Source organism: Shinella kummerowiae, from assembly GCF_009827055.1.
Taxonomy (GTDB): domain Bacteria; phylum Pseudomonadota; class Alphaproteobacteria; order Rhizobiales; family Rhizobiaceae; genus Shinella; species Shinella kummerowiae.
Map to the genome: position 1 here is coordinate 527,824 of NZ_WUMK01000003.1, position 18,814 is coordinate 546,637.

14 protein-coding genes are annotated in these 18,814 nt (G+C 65.0%); 8 read left to right on the forward strand and 6 right to left on the reverse strand.

The window, feature by feature from the left end; genetic code table 11:
• From glyA to GR138_RS10160, 6 genes are read left to right on the forward strand one after another with little or no spacing between them, the layout of a single operon-like run.
• The gene (gene glyA / locus GR138_RS10135; RefSeq protein ID WP_160858949.1) at window positions 1-1,272 is read left to right on the forward strand and encodes a serine hydroxymethyltransferase; all 1,272 of its coding nucleotides are present in this window, start codon (window positions 1-3) and stop codon (window positions 1,270-1,272) included.
• Entirely contained in the window at window positions 1,265-2,653 is a 1,389-nt protein-coding gene (gene lpdA, locus GR138_RS10140) for a dihydrolipoyl dehydrogenase (protein ID WP_160858951.1), read from the forward strand. The genes glyA and lpdA overlap by 8 nt, the downstream gene beginning before the upstream one ends.
• Before the next feature lie 41 nt (window positions 2,654-2,694).
• Entirely contained in the window at window positions 2,695-3,837 is a 1,143-nt protein-coding gene (gcvT, locus tag GR138_RS10145) for a glycine cleavage system aminomethyltransferase GcvT (RefSeq protein WP_160858953.1), read from the forward strand.
• 11 nt (window positions 3,838-3,848) lie between these two features.
• Window positions 3,849-4,211: a glycine cleavage system protein GcvH gene (gene gcvH / locus GR138_RS10150; protein WP_160858955.1), complete on the forward strand. Its 363-nt coding sequence runs from the start codon at window positions 3,849-3,851 to the stop codon at window positions 4,209-4,211.
• An 11-nt stretch (window positions 4,212-4,222) separates the two neighbouring features.
• Window positions 4,223-7,069 (forward strand): aminomethyl-transferring glycine dehydrogenase, encoded by a 2,847-nt coding sequence (gene gcvP / locus GR138_RS10155; protein WP_160858957.1) that lies wholly within the window; start codon window positions 4,223-4,225, stop codon window positions 7,067-7,069.
• 49 nt (window positions 7,070-7,118) lie between these two features.
• Window positions 7,119-8,501 carry an L-serine ammonia-lyase gene (locus tag GR138_RS10160; protein ID WP_160858959.1) on the forward strand — a complete coding sequence of 461 codons (1,383 nt, stop codon included), beginning with the start codon at window positions 7,119-7,121 and terminating at the stop codon, window positions 8,499-8,501.
• 92 nt (window positions 8,502-8,593) lie between these two features.
• Here the strand turns inward: GR138_RS10160 and GR138_RS10165 are convergent, their stop codons facing one another.
• The 4 genes from GR138_RS10165 to GR138_RS10180 all read right to left on the reverse strand — a co-directional run bounded on the left by GR138_RS10165 (window position 8,594) and on the right by GR138_RS10180 (window position 14,381).
• Window positions 8,594-9,991 (reverse strand): APC family permease, encoded by a 1,398-nt coding sequence (locus GR138_RS10165; RefSeq protein WP_160858961.1) that lies wholly within the window; start codon window positions 9,989-9,991, stop codon window positions 8,594-8,596.
• Window positions 9,992-10,374: 383 nt separating this feature from the next.
• Entirely contained in the window at window positions 10,375-11,967 is a 1,593-nt protein-coding gene (locus GR138_RS10170; protein WP_160858963.1) for a winged helix-turn-helix domain-containing protein, read from the reverse strand.
• A gap of 259 nt (window positions 11,968-12,226) precedes the next feature.
• Window positions 12,227-13,360 carry an NAD(P)-binding domain-containing protein gene (locus tag GR138_RS10175; RefSeq protein ID WP_160858965.1) on the reverse strand — a complete coding sequence of 378 codons (1,134 nt, stop codon included), beginning with the start codon at window positions 13,358-13,360 and terminating at the stop codon, window positions 12,227-12,229.
• Between the two features lie 91 nt (window positions 13,361-13,451).
• The gene (locus GR138_RS10180) at window positions 13,452-14,381 is read right to left on the reverse strand and encodes a LysR family transcriptional regulator (protein ID WP_160858967.1); all 930 of its coding nucleotides are present in this window, start codon (window positions 14,379-14,381) and stop codon (window positions 13,452-13,454) included.
• Window positions 14,382-14,514: 133 nt separating this feature from the next.
• Between GR138_RS10180 and GR138_RS10185 the strand changes: the two genes are divergently transcribed.
• Window positions 14,515-15,378: a pirin family protein gene (locus tag GR138_RS10185; protein ID WP_160858969.1), complete on the forward strand. Its 864-nt coding sequence runs from the start codon at window positions 14,515-14,517 to the stop codon at window positions 15,376-15,378.
• A 98-nt stretch (window positions 15,379-15,476) separates the two neighbouring features.
• Entirely contained in the window at window positions 15,477-16,166 is a 690-nt protein-coding gene (locus GR138_RS10190; protein ID WP_160858971.1) for a hydrolase, read from the forward strand.
• Between the two features lie 108 nt (window positions 16,167-16,274).
• On the opposite strand, the gene GR138_RS10195 is transcribed toward GR138_RS10190, so the two are convergent.
• Both GR138_RS10195 and GR138_RS10200 read right to left on the reverse strand, forming a co-directional pair.
• Complete coding sequence (locus GR138_RS10195; RefSeq protein WP_160858973.1) at window positions 16,275-17,771, reverse strand: aldehyde dehydrogenase family protein; 1,497 nt, start codon at window positions 17,769-17,771, stop codon at window positions 16,275-16,277.
• A 26-nt stretch (window positions 17,772-17,797) separates the two neighbouring features.
• Complete coding sequence (locus GR138_RS10200; protein ID WP_160858975.1) at window positions 17,798-18,793, reverse strand: helix-turn-helix transcriptional regulator; 996 nt, start codon at window positions 18,791-18,793, stop codon at window positions 17,798-17,800.
• Window positions 18,794-18,814 lie beyond the last annotated feature (21 nt).

Genomic DNA, 18,814 nt, shown 5'->3' on the forward strand with positions numbered 1-18,814 from the left:
ATGACCGACGCTACAGCGCCACTTTCCATTTTCGACCCGGCCCTCTGGGCGGCCATCGAGGCCGAGGGGCGGCGCCAGGAGGGTGAGATCGAGCTGATCGCCTCGGAAAACCACGCCAGCCTGCGGGTGATGGCCGCCCAGGGTTCCGTGCTGACCAACAAATACGCGGAAGGTTATCCCGGCAAGCGCTACTACGGCGGCTGCGGCGAGGTGGATGTGGTCGAACAGCTTGCCATCGACCGCCTCAAGCAGCTCTTCGGCGCTGACTTCGCGAACGTGCAACCGCATTCGGGCGCGCAGGCGAACGGAGCGGTGATGCTGGCCCTGCTGCAGCCGGGTGAGACCATTCTCGGCATGTCGCTCGATGCCGGCGGCCATCTCACCCACGGCGCTCGCCCGGCCCTCTCAGGGAAATGGTTCCACGCCGTCGCCTACGGGCTGACACCGGAAGGACTGATCGACTATGAACAGGTCGCCGCGCTGGCGGAAGCCGAGCGCCCCAAGCTGATCATCGCCGGCGCCTCGGCCTATTCGCGGATCATCGACTTCGCCCGTTTCCGCGCCATCGCCGACAGTGTCGGCGCGCTGCTGATGGTCGACATGGCCCATATTGCCGGCCTCGTCGCCACCGGCCACCATCCGAGCCCCATGCCGCATGCCCATGTCGTGACCTCGACCACGCACAAGACGCTGCGCGGCCCGCGCGGCGGCATCATCCTGAGCAATGACGAGGCAATCGCCAAGAAGATCAACGCGGCGGTCTTTCCGGGCCTGCAGGGAGGCCCGCTCATGCACGTCATTGCCGCCAAGGCCGTCGCTTTCGAGGAAGCGCTGCAACCTGATTTCACCGACTATGCCGGCCGGGTCGTCGCCAGCGCCAAGGCGCTCGCCGAGGTTCTTGTCGAGCGCGGTGCGGCAATCGTCTCGGGTGGAACCGACAATCATCTGATGCTGGTGGATCTGCGACCGCTCGGCCTGAAGGGTAACGAAGCCGCCGATGCCTTGGAGCGTGCCGGCATCACCTGCAACAAGAACGGCGTGCCGGGCGATCCCGAAAAGCCGACCGTCACCTCCGGCATTCGCCTCGGCACGGCCGCCGGCTGCTCGCGCGGTTTCGGTCCGGATGAATTCCGGCAGATCGGCCACCTGATCGGCGACGTGCTGGACAACCTGCGCAACGGCCCGGACGCCTCCGTCGAGGACGCCGTGCATCAGAAGGTTTCCGCGCTCTGCCGTGCTTTCCCGATCTATGGAGGCACGGCGAATGTCTGATTTCGACCTCGTCGTCATCGGCGCGGGTCCCGGCGGTTATGTCGCCGCCCTGCGCGCCGCACAGGCCGGCCTGCGGGTGGCCTGCATCGACGAGCGCGCCACCGCCGGCGGCACCTGCCTGAATGTCGGCTGCATTCCATCGAAGGCGCTGCTGTCGTCCACCGAACACTGGGCGGAGTTGAAGACGCTTGCCGATCACGGCATCGAAACGGACGCCGCACGCTTCGACCTGACGCGCATGATGGCCCGCAAGGACCGGGTGGTTTCAGACCTCACCAAGGGCATAGCCTTCCTGTTCAAGAAGGCGGGCGTCGACTTCATCAATGGGCGCGCGGCCATCACCGCACCGGGACAGTTGGTTGTGGACGGACGCGAGATCACCGCCCGGCATATCCTGATCGCCACTGGTTCGGAGCCGACCGCCCTGCCCGGTATCGCCTTTGACGAAAAACGCGTCCTCTCGTCCACTGGCGCCCTGTCGCTCGACGCGGTGCCGGAGCGGCTGGTCGTGGTTGGCGCCGGCGTCATCGGCCTCGAACTTGGCCAGATCTGGTCACGCCTTGGCAGCAAGGTGACGGTAGTCGAATATCTCGATCGCATCCTGCCCGGCATCGACGGCGAAGTCGCCAAGACTGCGCAACGAATTCTCGCCCGCCATGGCATCGGCTTCAAGCTGAACACCGCGGTCAAGGCAGTCACTCGTACGGGCGAGACGGCCGCCGTCGAGATCGAAAGCCGTGCTTCGGGCAATGGGGAAACGCTGGAAGCCGATGCCGTCCTGGTGGCCATCGGCCGACGGCCGCGCTCCGCCGGACTCGGGCTGGAGGCGTTGGGCGTCCAGCGTGATGCCAGGGGCTTTATCGCCGTGGATGCACAGTTTCGCACGAGCGTTCCCGGCATTCTCGCTATCGGCGACGTGGTTCCGGGACCGATGCTCGCCCACAAGGCGGAGGAGGACGCTGCGGCCTGCATCGACGCGCTTGTCGGCAAGCCGCATGACGCACCGGACTACGGGCTCGTGCCGGGCGTGGTCTACACCGCACCCGAGATCGCGGGCGTGGGTCTGACGGAAGAAGATGCAGGCGCCGCCGGGCGTGCGGTTCTCGTCGGCAAGGCGAGCTTCCTGGCGAACGGCCGTGCCCGCGCCATTGGGGCGACGGACGGGTTTGCGAAGGTGATCGCCTGTGCCGAAACCGGCCGGGTTCTCGGCGCGCACATCCTTGGCCACGGGGCCGGCGAACTTTTGCAGGAGCTCGTGCTGGCGCTCCGGCTCGGTGCGACCCTGACCGACCTTGTCGGGACGTCACACGCGCATCCCGGCATGGGCGAGGCAGTCAAGGAAGCCTGCGTTGTCGCGCTTGCCGCCCGCCGCCCGGCCTGACGCCACCCCAATCCCTTTCCGCTTTCTATCGGAGTCTTTCCATGACCTTGCCAGACGACCTGCGGCAAACCCCGCTCACCGCCTTCAACATCGCCCATGGCGGCAAGATGGTGCCGTTCGCCGGATACGAGATGCCGGTCCAGTTCCCGGACGGCGTGTTGAAGGAGCACCTGCACTGCCGCGCCGCGGCCGGACTTTTCGATGTCAGCCATATGGGACAGGTCATCCTGCGCCCGAAGTCGGGCAGGCTTGAGGATGCCGCGCTTGCGCTCGAACGGCTGGTGCCCGTGGACGTGCTCGGCTTGAAGCCGGGACGCCAGCGTTACGGGCTGTTCACCGCGCAAGACGGCGGCATTCTCGATGACCTGATGATCGCCAACCGGGACGATCACCTGTTCCTCGTTGTCAACGCGGCCTGCAAGGCTGAGGACATTGCCCATCTGCGGACGCATCTCGGCGACGAATGCGACATAGAGGAACTAACCGATCGCGCCCTGATCGCACTGCAGGGGCCGCAGGCCGAGGCCGTGCTTTCGACCCTGGCGCCTGAAGTGGCGGACATGCGCTTCATGGAAGTGGCCGATGTCGTACTGCTGGGATCGCCCGCCATCGTGGCCCGCGCCGGCTATACCGGCGAGGACGGCTACGAAATATCGGTTCCTGCCGACCGCGCCGTGGCGCTCGCCGAGGCGTTCCTGGCCGACACGCGGGTCCTTCTTGTCGGGCTCGGCGCGCGCGACAGCCTGCGGCTTGAATCGGGGCTGTGCCTCTACGGCCACGACATCGACACCGCCACCACGCCGGCGCAGGGCGCCATCGAATGGGCGATCCAGAAGGTCCGACGCAGCGGCGGCGCACGCGCCGGTGGCTTTCCCGGCGCCGACATCATCCTGGCGGAACTGGAAACGGGCGCGCCCCGGCGCAGGGTCGGGTTGCGGCCCGAAGGTCGCGCGCCGATCCGCGAGGGCGCGGTGCTCTTCGCCGATGAAGCCGGCGGCGAACCGGTCGGGCGGGTAACGTCCGGCGGCTTCGGCCCCTCCGTCAATGCACCGGTCGCGATGGGCTACGTTCCGGCCAGTCTCTCTGCCGCCGATACAGCGCTGTTTGCCGAAGTGCGCGGCAAACGCCATCCCGTTTTCATCTCGCCCCTTCCCTTCATCACCCAGCGCTACAAGCGCAGCTGAGGAGCCCTGTCATGCTGAAATTCACCGCAGACCACGAATGGTTGTCCATCGAGGGCGATGTCGCGACCGTCGGCATCACGCAGCACGCCGCCGAGCAGTTGGGCGACCTCGTCTTCGTCGACCTGCCCGATGTCGGCGCCGTGCTCGAAGAAGGAGGCGCCGCATCGACCGTGGAATCCGTCAAGGCGGCGTCCGACGTCTATTGCCCGCTGGCCGGCGAGATCGTTGCCGTCAACGAGGAGATCCTTGCCGATCCCTCGCTGATCAACCGGGCACCGCAGGGCGAGGGCTGGTTCTTCAAACTCCGGCTTGCCAATCCGGACGATGCAACAGCGCTGATGGACGAAGCGGCCTATCTGGCGCTGGTTGGTTGAGGAGACACGGCATGAGCTATATCCCAACGGGCTACGCACCCTACGACTTCGCAAACCGCCGCCATATCGGCCCCTCCCCGCGCGAAATGGCCGAGATGCTGGAAGCGGTCGGGGCCGAAAGCCTCGATGCCTTCATCGATGCCATCGTGCCCGCCGATATCCGCCAGTCGCGCCCGCTCGCCTGGGGCAAGGCGCTTTCCGAGCGCGGCGTGTTGGAACGCCTGCGCGCCGTTGCCGCGAAGAACACGGCCAATGCCAGTTTCATCGGACAAGGTTACCACGGCACCGTCACGCCGCCCGCGATCCAGCGCAATATCTTCGAGAACCCCGCCTGGTACACCGCCTATACCCCCTATCAGCCGGAGATCAGCCAGGGCCGGCTGGAAGCGCTGCTCAACTACCAGACCATGATGGCCGACCTCACCGGGCTCGACGTCGCCAATGCCTCGCTGCTCGACGAAGGCACCGCCGCCGCCGAGGCGATGGCGCTGTGCGAGCGCGCGTCACGCACCAAGGCGCGTGCCTTCTTCATCGACCACCATTGCCATCCGCAGACCATCGCGGTGGTCGCGACCCGCGCCGAACCGCTCGGCTGGGAAGTGATCGTCGGCGATCCCTTCACCGATCTCGACCCGTCGACGGTTTTCGGCGCGTTGTTCCAGTATCCCGGCACCTATGGCCATGTGCAGGATTTCACCGCGCCGATCGCCGCGCTGAAGCAGGCCGGAGCGCTCGCCGTTGTCGCCGCCGATCCGTTGGCGCTGGCGCTGCTCAAGCCGCCGGGCGAGATGGGCGCCGACATCGCCATCGGCGCGACCCAGCGCTTCGGCGTGCCGATGGGCTATGGCGGCCCGCATGCGGCCTATATGGCTGTGCGCGCCAACCTCACCCGCTCCATGCCGGGCCGCATCGTCGGCGTCTCGATCGACGCGCGCGGCAACCGCGCCTACCGCCTGTCGCTGCAGACGCGCGAGCAGCACATCCGCCGCGAGAAGGCGACGTCGAATGTCTGCACCGCCCAGGCGCTTCTCGCCGTCATGGCCTCGATGTACGGCGTCTTCCACGGTCCAGACGGCCTGCGCGCCGTCGCCGAACGCATACACCGCAAGATGGTGCGGCTGGTCAAAGGCTTGGAAACGCTCGGCTTCAGCGTCGAGCCGAAAACCTTCTTTGACACGATCTCGGTGGAATGCGGCCCACGCCGCGACGCCATCCTGGCCGCGGCGCTGCGCGAGGGCGTCAACCTGCGGGCGGTCGGCGAGACGCGCATCGGCATCGCCTTCGATGAAACGACGCGACGCAGCCACACCGAGGCGATCTGGCGCGCCTTCGGCGGCGGCATGACGGACGACGTGCTGACCCACGAGTACCGCCTGCCCGAGGCACTGCTGCGCACGTCCGGTTTCATGACCCATCCGGTCTTCCACATGAACCGTGCGGAAGCCGAGATGACACGCTACATGCGCCGCCTCGCCGACCGCGACCTCGCGCTCGACCGGGCGATGATCCCGCTCGGCTCCTGCACGATGAAACTCAACGCCACAGCCGAGATGATGGCGCTGAGCTGGCCGGAATTCGCCAACCTGCATCCCTTTGCCCCCGCCGACCAAGCGAAGGGCTATGCCGAGATGCTGACCGACCTCGAAGCGAAACTGTGCCAGATCACCGGCTACGACGGCTTTTCCATGCAGCCTAATTCGGGTGCGCAGGGCGAATATGCCGGCCTGCTGGCGATCCGCCGCTACCACGCGGCACGCGGCGAAGGCCACCGCGACATCTGCCTGATCCCGACCTCGGCGCATGGCACCAATCCGGCCTCCGCACAGATGGCCGGTATGAAGGTGGTCGTGGTCGGTGTCGCGCCCGACGGCAACATCGACGTCGCGGATTTCCGCGCCAAGGCGGAGGTCCATGCCGCAAACCTCGCCGCCTGCATGATCACCTATCCCTCGACCCACGGCGTCTTCGAGACCACCGTGCGCGAGATCTGCGCGATCACCCATGCCCATGGCGGGCAGGTCTATATCGACGGTGCGAACATGAACGCGATGGTCGGCCTGGCACGGCCCGGCGATATCGGCGGGGACGTCAGTCATCTCAACCTGCACAAGACCTTCGCGATCCCGCATGGCGGCGGCGGACCTGGCATGGGGCCGATCGGCGTCAAGGCCCATCTTGTGCCGCACCTGCCGGGCAATCCGGCCGAAGGCGACTTCGCCGTTTCCTCCGCCACCTTCGGCTCGGCATCCGTCCTGCTCATCTCCTGGGCCTATTGCCTGTTGATGGGCGGCGAGGGGCTGACCCAGGCCACCAAGACCGCGATCCTCAACGCCAACTACATCGCCCGGCGGCTGTCGCCGGCCTATCCGATCCTCTACAGCTCGGCCGCCGGCCATGTCGCGCATGAATGCATTCTCGATACGCGGGTTTTGAAGGAGCGGGCCGGCGTTTCGGTCGATGATATCGCCAAGCGCCTGGTCGACTGCGGCTTCCACGCACCGACCATGAGCTGGCCGGTCGCCGGTACGTTGATGGTGGAGCCCACCGAAAGCGAGCCGAAGGCCGAACTCGACCGCTTCATCGCGGCCATGCTGGGCATCGCGGCCGAAGCGGAGGCGATTGCAGCCGGCACGCTCGATGCCGACAACAATCCGCTGAAACGCGCGCCCCACACCGTCGAGGATCTCGTCGGGGAATGGAACCGTCCCTACAGCCGCGAGGCCGCATGCTTCCCGGCAGGCTCGTTCCGCACGGACAAGTATTGGCCGCCGGTCAACCGGATCGACAATGTCCATGGCGACCGCAACCTGATGTGCAGTTGCCCGCCGCTCGAAAGCTACGCGGAAGCTGCCGAGTGAAATCTTCGCCCCCGGTTCACCGCCGGGGGCGCTTTGTCAGGATCGATCCATGTTTCTCTCCGTCTTCGATATTTTCAAGATCGGCATCGGCCCGTCCTCGTCCCACACGATGGGACCGATGGTCGCCTCTTCGCGTTTCCTCGCGGCGCTCGCCGCCCTCCCGGAAAGGGCGGATTGTGCACGGCTGACAGTCTCCCTACACGGGTCCCTTGCCTTCACCGGCAAGGGCCATGCCACCGATCGGGCGGTGTTTCTGGGCTTCCTGGGCTTTCTCCCGGAAACGCTCGACCCGGACCAGGCTGAAGCGCTCGTAAGGCAGTTGCAGGGCACACGGAGCATTGCCGTGCCCGGCATCGGCCCCGTTGCCTTCGACCCCGAAAACGACCTCCTCTTCGACTATGGGCCGCCCCTGCCGGGCCATGCCAACGGCATGACCTTCACGGCACTCGGTCCTTCCGGCGGCGTTCTGTTGCGGCAGGTCTGGTATTCCATCGGCGGCGGTTTTGTCGTCAACGAAGACGAGCTTTCCGGCGTGTCGGCGTCACCGGACGTCGCGGCAGCTGAGGTGCCCTATCCTTTCACTTCCGCCGTTGAAATGCTGCGGATGGGACGAAGCACCGGCCTGTCGATCGCAGCAATGAAGGAGGCGAACGAGCGCATCCGCCACGGCGCTGATCTGGAGCCCGGGCTCGAGCGCTTGCAGGCGGCGATGGACGGCTGCCTCGACCGGGGCCTTACGCAGGACGGGATCCTTCCCGGCGGACTGTCGGTCCGTCGCCGCGCCCGCGCGCTTCATCAACAATTGCTGCACGAACGGGGAAGCAACCGGGCGCAGCCGCATGCCGCCACCGACTGGCTGCTCGTCTATGCGATGGCCGTCAACGAAGAGAATGCGGCGGGAGGGCGCGTCGTGACGGCGCCGACCAATGGTGCTGCCGGCGTCGTGCCGGCCGTGCTGCGCTATTACCGCGATCATTGTATCGGTGCCAGCACCGACGGTGCGCGGCAGTTCCTGCTGACCGCGGCCGCGATCGGTGGCTTGATCAAACATCGCGCTTCGATTTCGGGGGCGGAATGCGGTTGTCAGGCCGAGGTCGGTTCGGCCGCCGCCATGGCCGCTGCCGGGCTTTGCGCAGCCCTCGGCGGAACCAACGAGCAGGTCGAGAACGCAGCCGAAATCGCACTTGAGCATCACCTCGGCATGACTTGCGATCCTGTCGCAGGGCTCGTCCAGGTGCCGTGCATCGAGCGCAATGGGCTTGGCGCCATCAAGGCCGTATCGGCGGCAAGCCTCGCTCTGCGCGGCGATGGACAGCACTTCATGCCGCTCGACAATTGCATCGAAACGATGCGCCAGACCGGGCAGGACATGGCCGAAAAATACAAGGAGACGTCGATCGGCGGGCTGGCCGTCAATCTCCCGGAATGTTGAGGCACCTGTCCTCGACATCCAGGCAAATCGACGAACAGAAAACCCGCCGCTGATTCCAGCGGCGGGTTTTTGTCTTTAACTCCGGCCTCCGCTCAGGCCGCCTTGCGCCAGAGCTTCGACAGAGCCCAGAGCCCGACAGCAATACCCGCCAGGACCAGCTCGCCGATCAGGAAGTCCGTGGTCTGCGTCACGAGAGCATAGCCGGTGAAGCCGACGACGATGATGGGCGGCAGCGGCCAGAACGGCATCTTGAACGGCCGGGGGACACGCTTCTGGGAAATGCGGCTCCAGAACGCGGCGATTCCGACGAAGAAATAGACCGTCGCAATCATGGTTCCGGCGAACATGATGAGCCAGTCGAGGCTGGACATCATGATCAGGAACGCCGACGGGACAAGCAGCGCAGCAACGCCCCAGCCCGGCGAACGGAAGCGGTTCAGCTCAGCAAGCCTGTTGCCGATCACCGGTGGCCAGAGGCCGTCGCGCGCCGAGGCGAAGACGCCACGGGCGAAATACATCTGCAGCGTCAGGGCCGCGTTGAAGAGCGCCGCGATGACGCCGATGTTGACGATCGTGCTGGCCCAGGGGCCGAGCGCGCTTTCGACCGCCGAAACGATCGGCGCGTCCGATTGCAGGAAGGCGACGAGGTCCGGCGCGGCAATGACCCCGGCGAAGAGCGGGATAGTGATGAGGATTGAGGCAAGGATTGCCGCATAGATCACCGCCTTGCCGACATCATGCGCGCCGCCCTTGAGCTCCTCGACGAAGCCGCACACGGCATCATAGCCGTTCAGCACGTTGAAGGCCGGGGCGAGCGTCGCCAATGCAATACCAAGCGTCAGGGGCACGAGTTGTCCGTTTTCGAGCACGACCGGGTGGAACACGATCTCAACCGGATTCTGCACCGGAGCGACAATGGCCGCCAGGACGATGAGCCCGACCACGATGAGCTGCACGAAAAGAATGGCGATGTTCACCTTTGCGCCGATCTCGACCTTGGTGATGGCAATGGCGCCGGAGATAGCCAGCAACACGAATGCGATCACCTCGTTGGGCACCGTGATCCACGGAAGCATGTTCTTCAGGAAAATCGGGATGCCCAGGAGCAGCGACGCGGGGATCACGATGCCCTGCGTGACGAAATTGAACAGCGTAATCCAGGCGAGTGGCTCGGGCAGCGCACTGCGCACCATCGAATATGAGCCACCCGTCGACGGATACGTGGAGGCAAGCTCCCCCAGGCACATCGCAATCAGGACGACAACGACGCTGAGGATCAGCATCGCTCCAACGCCGAACGTCCCGCCGACCTGAAACACACCGGCCGTCAGCAGCAGGACGGCCATTGCCGGCGAGGCATCGGCCATGGCCAGGCACACCACATGCGAAACCTCGAGGCGCCGCCGGAGCGTATGCGCCTCCCCCTCAGGCGCCGCCCCTTCAAACTCCGGGCTCTGCCCGACCCCTTCCAGCATTTTTGTCGATGACATCGTTCACTCCTCCCTCTCCGCACCCTGCATGGATGCGCCTCCAACCGTCAGATCAAAGTCCGCATGCGCTGCGCGACGTTCGACACTCCACTCGAACATCCACGCGGGCTCCAATAGCTTTGAGTCTCTTAAAGTTTTTATTGAGTAAAATTTTTAATCGCGAAAATTCTTGTCGTCAACGATGAATGCGTTAACGGCTCGATGAGATTTCGATTTAATGCCATGCAACGATGCATCGCCTTCGGCAAAGGGCAGCCAATCGGGATCAAGGCCCGGCCTTGAGAGAAAGCAAAGTGGGCATTGCTCCGCTCTAAGTCGTTTGGCTGGGGGCCCCAGGGGCTGCCCGGCTCACGACCTGCTTGACCTGAAACCTCAGGCTCAGGTCATTCAGGCAGTCCCGCCAAACGCAAGCCCTCGGAAAAACGGGCAAGGTCTTCCGGCCGACGGATCGGCAGCCAGTCCTTCAGGTTCGCGAGGCTCAGCGACGGGTCGAGGGCTTGCAGGCGTTCCATCGCCTTCTGGGCATCCTCGAGCCGCCCAGCCAGGGCATGGCTTGCCGCCACGATGGCGACGGTGACGAGGAGGCTCGGCAGGTTGCCCAGCGCATCTTCCGCCGAAGCCAGCGCAGAATCGTAGCGCCCGGCGGAGAAGTGGGCGAGCGCCATGCCGGCCTGTATGCGGAACATTTCCGGATCCAGCGGGCTGAGGCGCACAGCATGCGTAAGGTTTTCAACCGCGCTGTCCGTCTCACCCCGGAAAATGCGCAAGACGCCGCCGAGGAACCAGGCGGTAGCAAAATTGGGATTGAGTAGCCGTGCCCGATCGATGAGCGCGATACCGCCATCGAGATCGCCGGTCAGGTGGGCGAGCGCGTGACCGCCGCGGGTCAACGCCACGGCATCGTTCCGGCCAAACTCCACCGCCAGCCGCGCCAGCCGCATCCCCTCGGCAACCTCTTTTGCGGGATCGGCCATCCAACCATTGAGTTTTCGCCAGAAGTAACACCAGGCAGCCCCGCCATAGGCCGAGGCGAATTCGGGGTCGCGTTCAATCGCCCTGGAAAACAGCGGGAGCGCCGTGTCGATGGCGGTGCGTGTTCCGATATGGAGGCTGGCCACGCCGCGCAGATAGTAGTCATAGGCGTCCAGGCTTTCCGTCGGCTTGCGCTTCGCGCGCTCGATCTCCGCTCTTTCGAGCTGCGGCGCGATAGCCCCTACGACGCTTTGCGCAACCCGGTCCTGCAGGTCGAAAATGTCGTCGAATGCCCCTTCGAAGCGCTCCGCCCAGAGATGCGCGCCGGTCGTCGCGTCGAGAAGCTGCCCGGTGATGCGCACCCTGTTTGCGGATTTGCGCACGCTGCCTTCCAGCACATAGCGCACGCCAAGTTCCCGGCCGACATCCTTTACGTCAACGATGCGGTCCTTGTAGGTGAAGCTCGAATTGCGCGCGATGACGAACAGCCAGCGCACGCGCGACAGGGCCGTGATGATGTCCTCCACCACACCATCGGTGAAATATTGCTGCTCCGGGTCACCACTCAAATTCTGGAAGGGCAGCACGGTAATCGATGGCTTGTCGGGAAGGGGGAGCGGAGACGATACCCCTACAGTTGCGCTGAAACCGTCTTTGTCGCCCACGCCCTCGGGCTGGCGCCCCTCCTCCGCCTCGCTGGATGTGATGTCGCCGACAAAGCGAAAGCCCTTGCGGGCCACGGTGCGCACAAGGCGCTGCTCCTCGCCGCTGTCGCCAATCGCCCTGCGAACCGCATTGATATGGCTGGTGATCGTCGATTCCGAGACGATGCGGCCGCCCCACACCGCCTCCAGCAGATCATCCTTGCTGGTAACGCGGTCGCGATGCGTGATGAGGTGCAGCAGGAGGTCGAATGCCTGCGGCCCCAAGGCAACGGCCTGGCCGCGCAGCATCAGCTCCCGGCGTTCCGGATCGAGCACATAGTCTCCGAACATGAACCGCACGTCGCATCCCCTGGGCCGAGCGCAGCAAATCCCTCACCGAGGCAGCCTGCGAATATCTCCATGCATCGATAGCATGGCCAAGTGTGGTTCGTGCATCCTATGCCTGCATCTGGCAAGCGCCTTGGAGGGAAACGCAAGCTTTTCTCGAAGATAATTTGGGCGGCAGCCAAGGACCTCTCCGGCACCGACCTTGGACCCGGCTTTAGCTTTCGTCCACCGGCGGCGCGCTCGTTGCGGCCCTCCCCTCACGTTTTGAACGTCAGATCAGGCCGAGACGCTCGGCAAGCTCCCGGGCGGCCGCGGCGCCGGCGCGGTTGGCGCCGATGGTGGAGGCGGACGGCCCGTATCCCACGAGGTGGATGCGCGGATCCTTCACGATTTCGGTGGCGAGCCGTCCCGCCATGACGATGCCACCGTTCTCCCCGCGCAGTTGCAAGGGCGCAAGATGATCGAGCGAACTGCGAAACCCTGTCGCCCACAGGATGACGTCGGCCCTCTGCTCCGTGCCATCGGGCCAACGTATGCCATGCGCGGTGATCTCGCTGAACATCGGCAGGCGCTTGAGCGCGCCGCGTGCCGCCGCCGCACGCAGCGCCGGCGTCCAGGGAATTCCGGTGACCGACACGACGGAGCCCGGAACCAGCCCGTTCCGCACCTTGTCCTCGACAATGGCGACCGCAGCGCGGCCGTCCTCCGGCGTGAAAGGCCGGTCGCGAAACTGCGGCTCGCGCCGCGTGACCCAGCTTGTCGTCGTCACCTGTGAAATCTCATCGAGATGCTGGAGCGCGGAAATACCACTACCGACGATGACGACGTGCTGGCCGGCGAATTCGGCGGCCGTCCGGTAGTCGCGGGAATGCAGCTGCCGCCCCTGAAACAGCGCGGCGCCAGGATAATCGGGCACCTGCGGGGTCTCCCACGTTCCGGTGGCATTGATGATGCCACCGGCCGAAAAGGCCTCGCGATCCGTTTCCACCCGAAGCCGCTCGAAGCGATTGCAGACAACCTTGACGGTGACCGGCCGATAGACCGGCAGCCGGAACTTTTCCTCATAGGCGGCAAAATAGCCCGGCACCGCGACCGATGCCCGCGCCTCGGTCTCGCCTGCCGGCACCACCTCGGCAAACTCCATGCCGGGCAGGTCGTGAACCCGGTTGACGGTGCTGAGCGTCAGCGACGGCCAGCGATGCTGCCAGGCGCCGCCCGGCTTCTCATTCTTGTCGAGCACGATGAAATTGCGGCCCGGCCGCAGACCCAGCCGCATGAGGTGATAGGCCGATGACAACCCCGCCTGACCGGCGCCAATCACCACGATGTCGACCTTGATGGCCGCGCGCAGACCCGCCTCGTGGGGCGGCGTTTCAGGTGGCAAAGCTGGCAAATCGATCCCCATTCTTCCCGGTGGCCTGACACTATCCGGATACTTCATTGTCGGCCCGGTGAAAACCGGAACCGTCCCTGCGGGTTTGTCCGATCTGCCCTGATCACCTGTCCTGGATTTGCTGCTCGGCCCGGCTCAAAGCCGCGTACTCCGCGGCAAGGTAATCCATCAGCGCGCGCACGGAGGGTAGCAGCCCACGCCGGGACGGGAAGACGGCGTGGATGATGCCGGCGCGCGGCGCCCAGTGCGGCAGGATGTCGATGAGGCGGCCGGCCGAAAGATCGTCCTGCACGACCATGGTCGGGAACTGACCGACGCCGATGCCGGACAGGGCGGCCTGACGAAGCGCCACCATGTCCTCCGTCACCAGCCGCGGATCGTGCGGCACGATGGCCGTCGCGCCCTGCGGCCCGTCCAGCCGCCATTCGTGCCCGCCGGACGACGGTCCCCAGGCGAGGCTCGGCATGACCGTCAGGTCCGCCGGCACGATGGGCCGTGAAAAACATCCCTCCACCAAATCCGGGCTTGCGACCAGCCGCTGGGTGCTCTCGGCAAGCTTGCGGACCACGAGGTCGCTGTCGTCCAGCGGAGGGAAGCGCACGCGGATGGCGATGTCGAAGCCCTCCCTGATGACATCGACACGCCGGTTGGTGCTTTCCAGATGAACGTGGACCTGGGGATGCTTCGCCATGAAGCGGGCGACCATCGTCCCGATCTGGAAATAGATCACGGACGACGGGCAGCTTATTCTCACGGTGCCGCGCGGTTCGGCACGCATGCGCTCGATCACCTCCTGTGCCGCTTCCGCCTCCACCACCATCGCCAGACAATAGCGATAGAATTCCTGGCCGATCTCCGTCACCGTGAACTGCCGCGTGGAACGCTGCACGAGGCGGACGCCGAGGCTCTCCTCCAGCATGCCGATGCGGCGGCTGAGCCGCGAGCGCGGCATGCCGAGCTTGCGGGCAGCCGCCGCAAAGCCGTTCTGCTCGACCACATCGACGAAGAAGCGGAAATCGTTGAGGTCCTGCATGGCGGTTTCGCTCTCATATTGTCCTGATTTCAGGACATAGTAGCACGATATTGCCGTCTACTGCCAGTTTTGGTGCAGCCGTATATTGCTCTTAACGGATCGCCCAACGGCAGATCCTCAAGGAGCACCTACGATGAGAAAGATCCTCGGCATTTTCAGCAGCCCTGCTCAGCACTGGGTGGGCGATGGTTTCCCGGTCCGCTCGATGCTGTCCTATTCGACGCTCGGCGAGCATGTCAGCCCGTTCCTGCATCTCGATCACGCAGGTCCGGCGACCTTCACCCCGACCAACCGGCCACGCGGCGTTGGCGCCCACCCGCATCGCGGCTTCGAGACCGTCACCATCGTCTATCAGGGCGAAGTCGAGCATCGCGACTCGACCGGCGCGGGCGGCATCATCGGCCCCGGCGACGTGCAATGGATGACGGCCGCCGCCGGCATCCTGCACGAGGAGTTCCATTCGCAGGCCTTCACGCGGCAGGGCGGCACGTTGGACATGGTCCAGCTCTGGGTCAACCTGCCTGCGAAGGACAAGAATGCTGCGCCCGGTTATCAGTCGCTGCTCGCTGGCGACATTCCCTCGGTCGCACTGGCGAACAACGCTGGCCATCTCCGCGTCATCGCCGGCGAATTTGCAGGCCACAAGGGCCCTGCCCGCACGTTCTCGCCGATCAACCTCTGGGACCTGAAGCTGAACCAGGGCAAGTCGACCACTTTCGATCTGCCGGAGGGTCATTCCGCCGTGCTGGTCGTGCTGCGCGGCTCCGTTCTGGTGAACGGCACGTCGGCCGCCCGTGAAGGCCAGTTCGTGCTGTTCGATAGTCAAGGCAGCATCAGCCTGGACGCCGAGAGCGATGTAACGGCGCTGGTGCTGGGCGGTGAGCCGCTCGGCGAACCGGTCACCATGCACGGCCCCTTCGTCATGAACACGCAGGAAGAACTGCACCAAGCCTTCGCAGACTTCCGCGCCGGCAGGTTCGGCATCATCGCCGCCTGACCGCCAAGTTTTGCCCCCGACCAGTCCGTCGGGGGCAGATCGGGCCGGAACGTTCCGGCCATCCCTCCGCCTGAAACACCAACCAAGGAGACTTTGAAATGAGCACCCCCGCCAACATTGCCAATTTCAATGGCCAGCGCCCGGTTATCGATGCCGATGACGCAGTGATGCTGCTGATCGACCACCAGAGCGGCCTGTTCCAGACCGTTGCCGACATGCCGATGCCGGTGCTGCGCAACCACGCGGCAGCACTGGCCAGGATGGCGACGCTGTCCAAGATGCCGGTCATCACGACGGCTTCTGTGCCGCAGGGCCCCAACGGCCCGCTGATCCCGGAAATCCACCAAAACGCCCCGCATGCTCAGTACGTGGCGCGCAAGGGCGAGATCAACGCCTGGGACAACCCGGACTTCGTGGCTGCCGTCAAGGCGACCGGCCGAAAGACCCTGATCATCGCTGGTACGATCACCAGCGTCTGCATGGCTTTCCCGGCCATCAGCGCAGTCTACGACGGCTACAAGGTGTTCGCAGTGGTCGATGCCTCCGGCACCTATTCCAAGATGGCCCAAGAGATCACCCTTGCCCGCGTCGTGCAGGCCGGTGTTGTGCCGATGGACACGGCGGCCGTCGCCTCCGAACTGCAGAAGACCTGGCACCGCGACGACGCCCAGGAATGGGCGACGATCTACACCAAGATCTTCCCGGCCTACCAGCTTCTGATCGAAAGCTACCTGAAGGCGCAGGACGTCGAGAAGAACCACGAACAGCTCGACTCCACCCGGGCCTAGGGTGAGACGGGAGACGGCGGCTTGCGCCGCCGCCTCCCGAGATAGGCACGGCTTCTACGGCTGCCTGCCGGTCCCAAGGACATCCGGAAACCGCATGTGCGTTCCTCCTCAGTCCTTGGGCGGCCAGGTGGGGATCACGCCCTTACCCGATGGGAACCGGACATTCTTCGAGCGGGTGAATTCGCGCAGCGTCTCGGCGGCGTTTTCCCGTCCGAAGCCGCTGCCCTTCTGTCCGCCGAACGGCGAACCGAGAAATGCACGGCGCATGTAGTTGTTGATGAAGACCATGCCGGCCTCGAGCTTGGCAGCCATCTTTCCGGCATGCGCCTCGTCCCGCGTGCAGATGGCGGCGGTCAGGCCATACTCGCTGTCATTGGCGATGCGGATCGCCTCTTCCTCGGTGGAGAAGCGCATGACCGTGGCGATCGGACCGAACATTTCCTCGCGCGCCGGGGTCATGTCGGGTGTCACATCGGCCAGGATGGTCGGTGCCACCCAGTAGCCGCCGCTCAGCCGTGCCTCGGTCGGCAACTTGCCCTGCATCACCAGCCTCGCCCCCTCCTTGAGCGCGATGTCGAGATAGGCGAGCACCTTGTCGCGGTGTTTGGCATCAACCATCGCACCGATATCGGTGGTCTTGTCGAGACCATCGCCGACGACCAGCTTGGCCGTTGCACTGGCAAACTTTTCGAGGAAATCGTCATGCACGCTGTCATGCACGAGGATGCGCGATGTAGACGTGCAGGCCTCGCCCTGATTGTAGAACATGCCTTCCAGCGCGACGCTGACGGCCGAATCGAGATCGGCGTCCGGCATCACGATCAGCGCATTCTTGCCACCCAGTTCCAGTGTCGCATAGGTCAGGTTCTGCGCCGCAGCCTGCAGGACGCGGCGTCCGGTTGCCGTCGAACCGGTGAAGCTGATCCGCTCGACCTGCGGGTGCCCGGCAAGCGCCGGGCCCGCGGCCATGCCGGAAACCGCGTTGAGCACGCCGGGCGGCAGGATCTCATTGGCGATTTCCACCAGGCGCAGAACCGTCAGGGGCGCCTGCTCGCCCGGCTTGATGACCACCGTGTTGCCGGCCGCAAGCGCCGGCGCGCATTTCTTGGAAAAATGGATCGGCGGCCAGTTGAAGGGAAGGATAGCGGCGACGACACCGTAGGGCTCATGGACCACGCGGGCTTCGATCGGCCCCTGGTCGAGAATCTCGCCATGCAGCGTGTCGGCAAGCCCGGCAAAATAGTCGAAACAGGCATGGCTAAATGAAATATCAAAGCGCAGTGCATCGCGGCGCGGCTTGCCCACCTCGCGGGCCTCCAGATCGGCAAGTTCGTCGACATGCTTGCGAATATGGGCGGCAACCTCGCGCATGATCTGGCCACGCTCGCGCGGCGAAAGCAGACGCCAGTCGGCGAAGGCGCGCCGTGCACTCTTCACGGCCAGATCGACCTCTTCCGCTCTCGCATTGGTAACATGCGCGATCGTCCGGCCGGTTGCCGGCTCCTCGACCGAGAAGGTTGTGGCATCGGCATCATCGACGAAAGCGCCGTCGATAAACACGCCCAATGTGCGCAACGGCATGGTGTTGTCGGTCTTGTCGAGCATCTCATCTCTCCCAATGTTCGGATGGTTCAACGCGGTAGGATTGCGGTCGGTGCTGCGCCATCGGCCTCCTTGGCCCGCTTCAGCCTGTAGGCGCTCGGCGTCATTCCCGCCGAACTCTTGAACGCCCGCAGGAAATACTTCTCGTCGTTGTAGCCGACGCGATAGGCGATCTGGCCGATCGTGTCGTCGGTCAGCAAGAGACGCTCCCGCGCGTCCTCGATACGCATTTCGCGGATCAGAACCTGGAAGCTCGTACCGGTGTATTGGCGGATCAGCGCACAGAGCCTGCTCTTGGAGAGGCGCGCGGCGGCGGCCGCCTCATCGAGGCTCGGGCCGCGTGTGTAGTTCTCGCCGATGAACTCGGCGATGCGGCGCATATGGCCGCTGTCGCGGCCGACCACCGGCAATGTCCGCGACAGTTCGGCGAAGTCGGCCTCGTAGTCCTGGCAGAGGGTGGCAAGCATCAGCGTCATCTCGGCGCGCACGATCTCCATCGCCCCGATCCGTTCGGACTGATGCTGGTCGATCATCGAGCCGATCGCCCGCTCCACCCGCGTCGCCTGCGCTGCATCGAGATCAAAATTCACGTGGTTCTGCCAGGCGAAGAGGGTCAGTTCCGGCGCCAAGCGCACCAGTTCCGCCACGGGATAGGACCGCGTGATGCCGGGGCGGAGGAAATCGAGATCGAAATAGGCGACGACACAGCGCGTCGCATAGTCGAACCGGATCTGATGCGGCACCATCGGCGCGACAAAGTAGATCGAGCCTGCTTTTGGCTTGTGCGACGTCAAGCCAATCCGGATCGCCGGGGCATCCGACAGGAAATAGAGTATCTGGAAATAGTCGTGCTTGTGGGCAGGGTAGAGCCGCTGCGTGTTCTCCACCAGCCGGATGTGAAAGCGCGGGCTGTCGGACCTGTCGAGCGCGTAGGAGCGGAATGGCGCCGCGCCGGCGCGATCTTCCTCGTCCTCGGCCGGATCGGGGCGCGGCGGCATCGTCTTCTTGCTCACTGCCTTGACCATGTTCGCTCCTGTCCTGCGCCC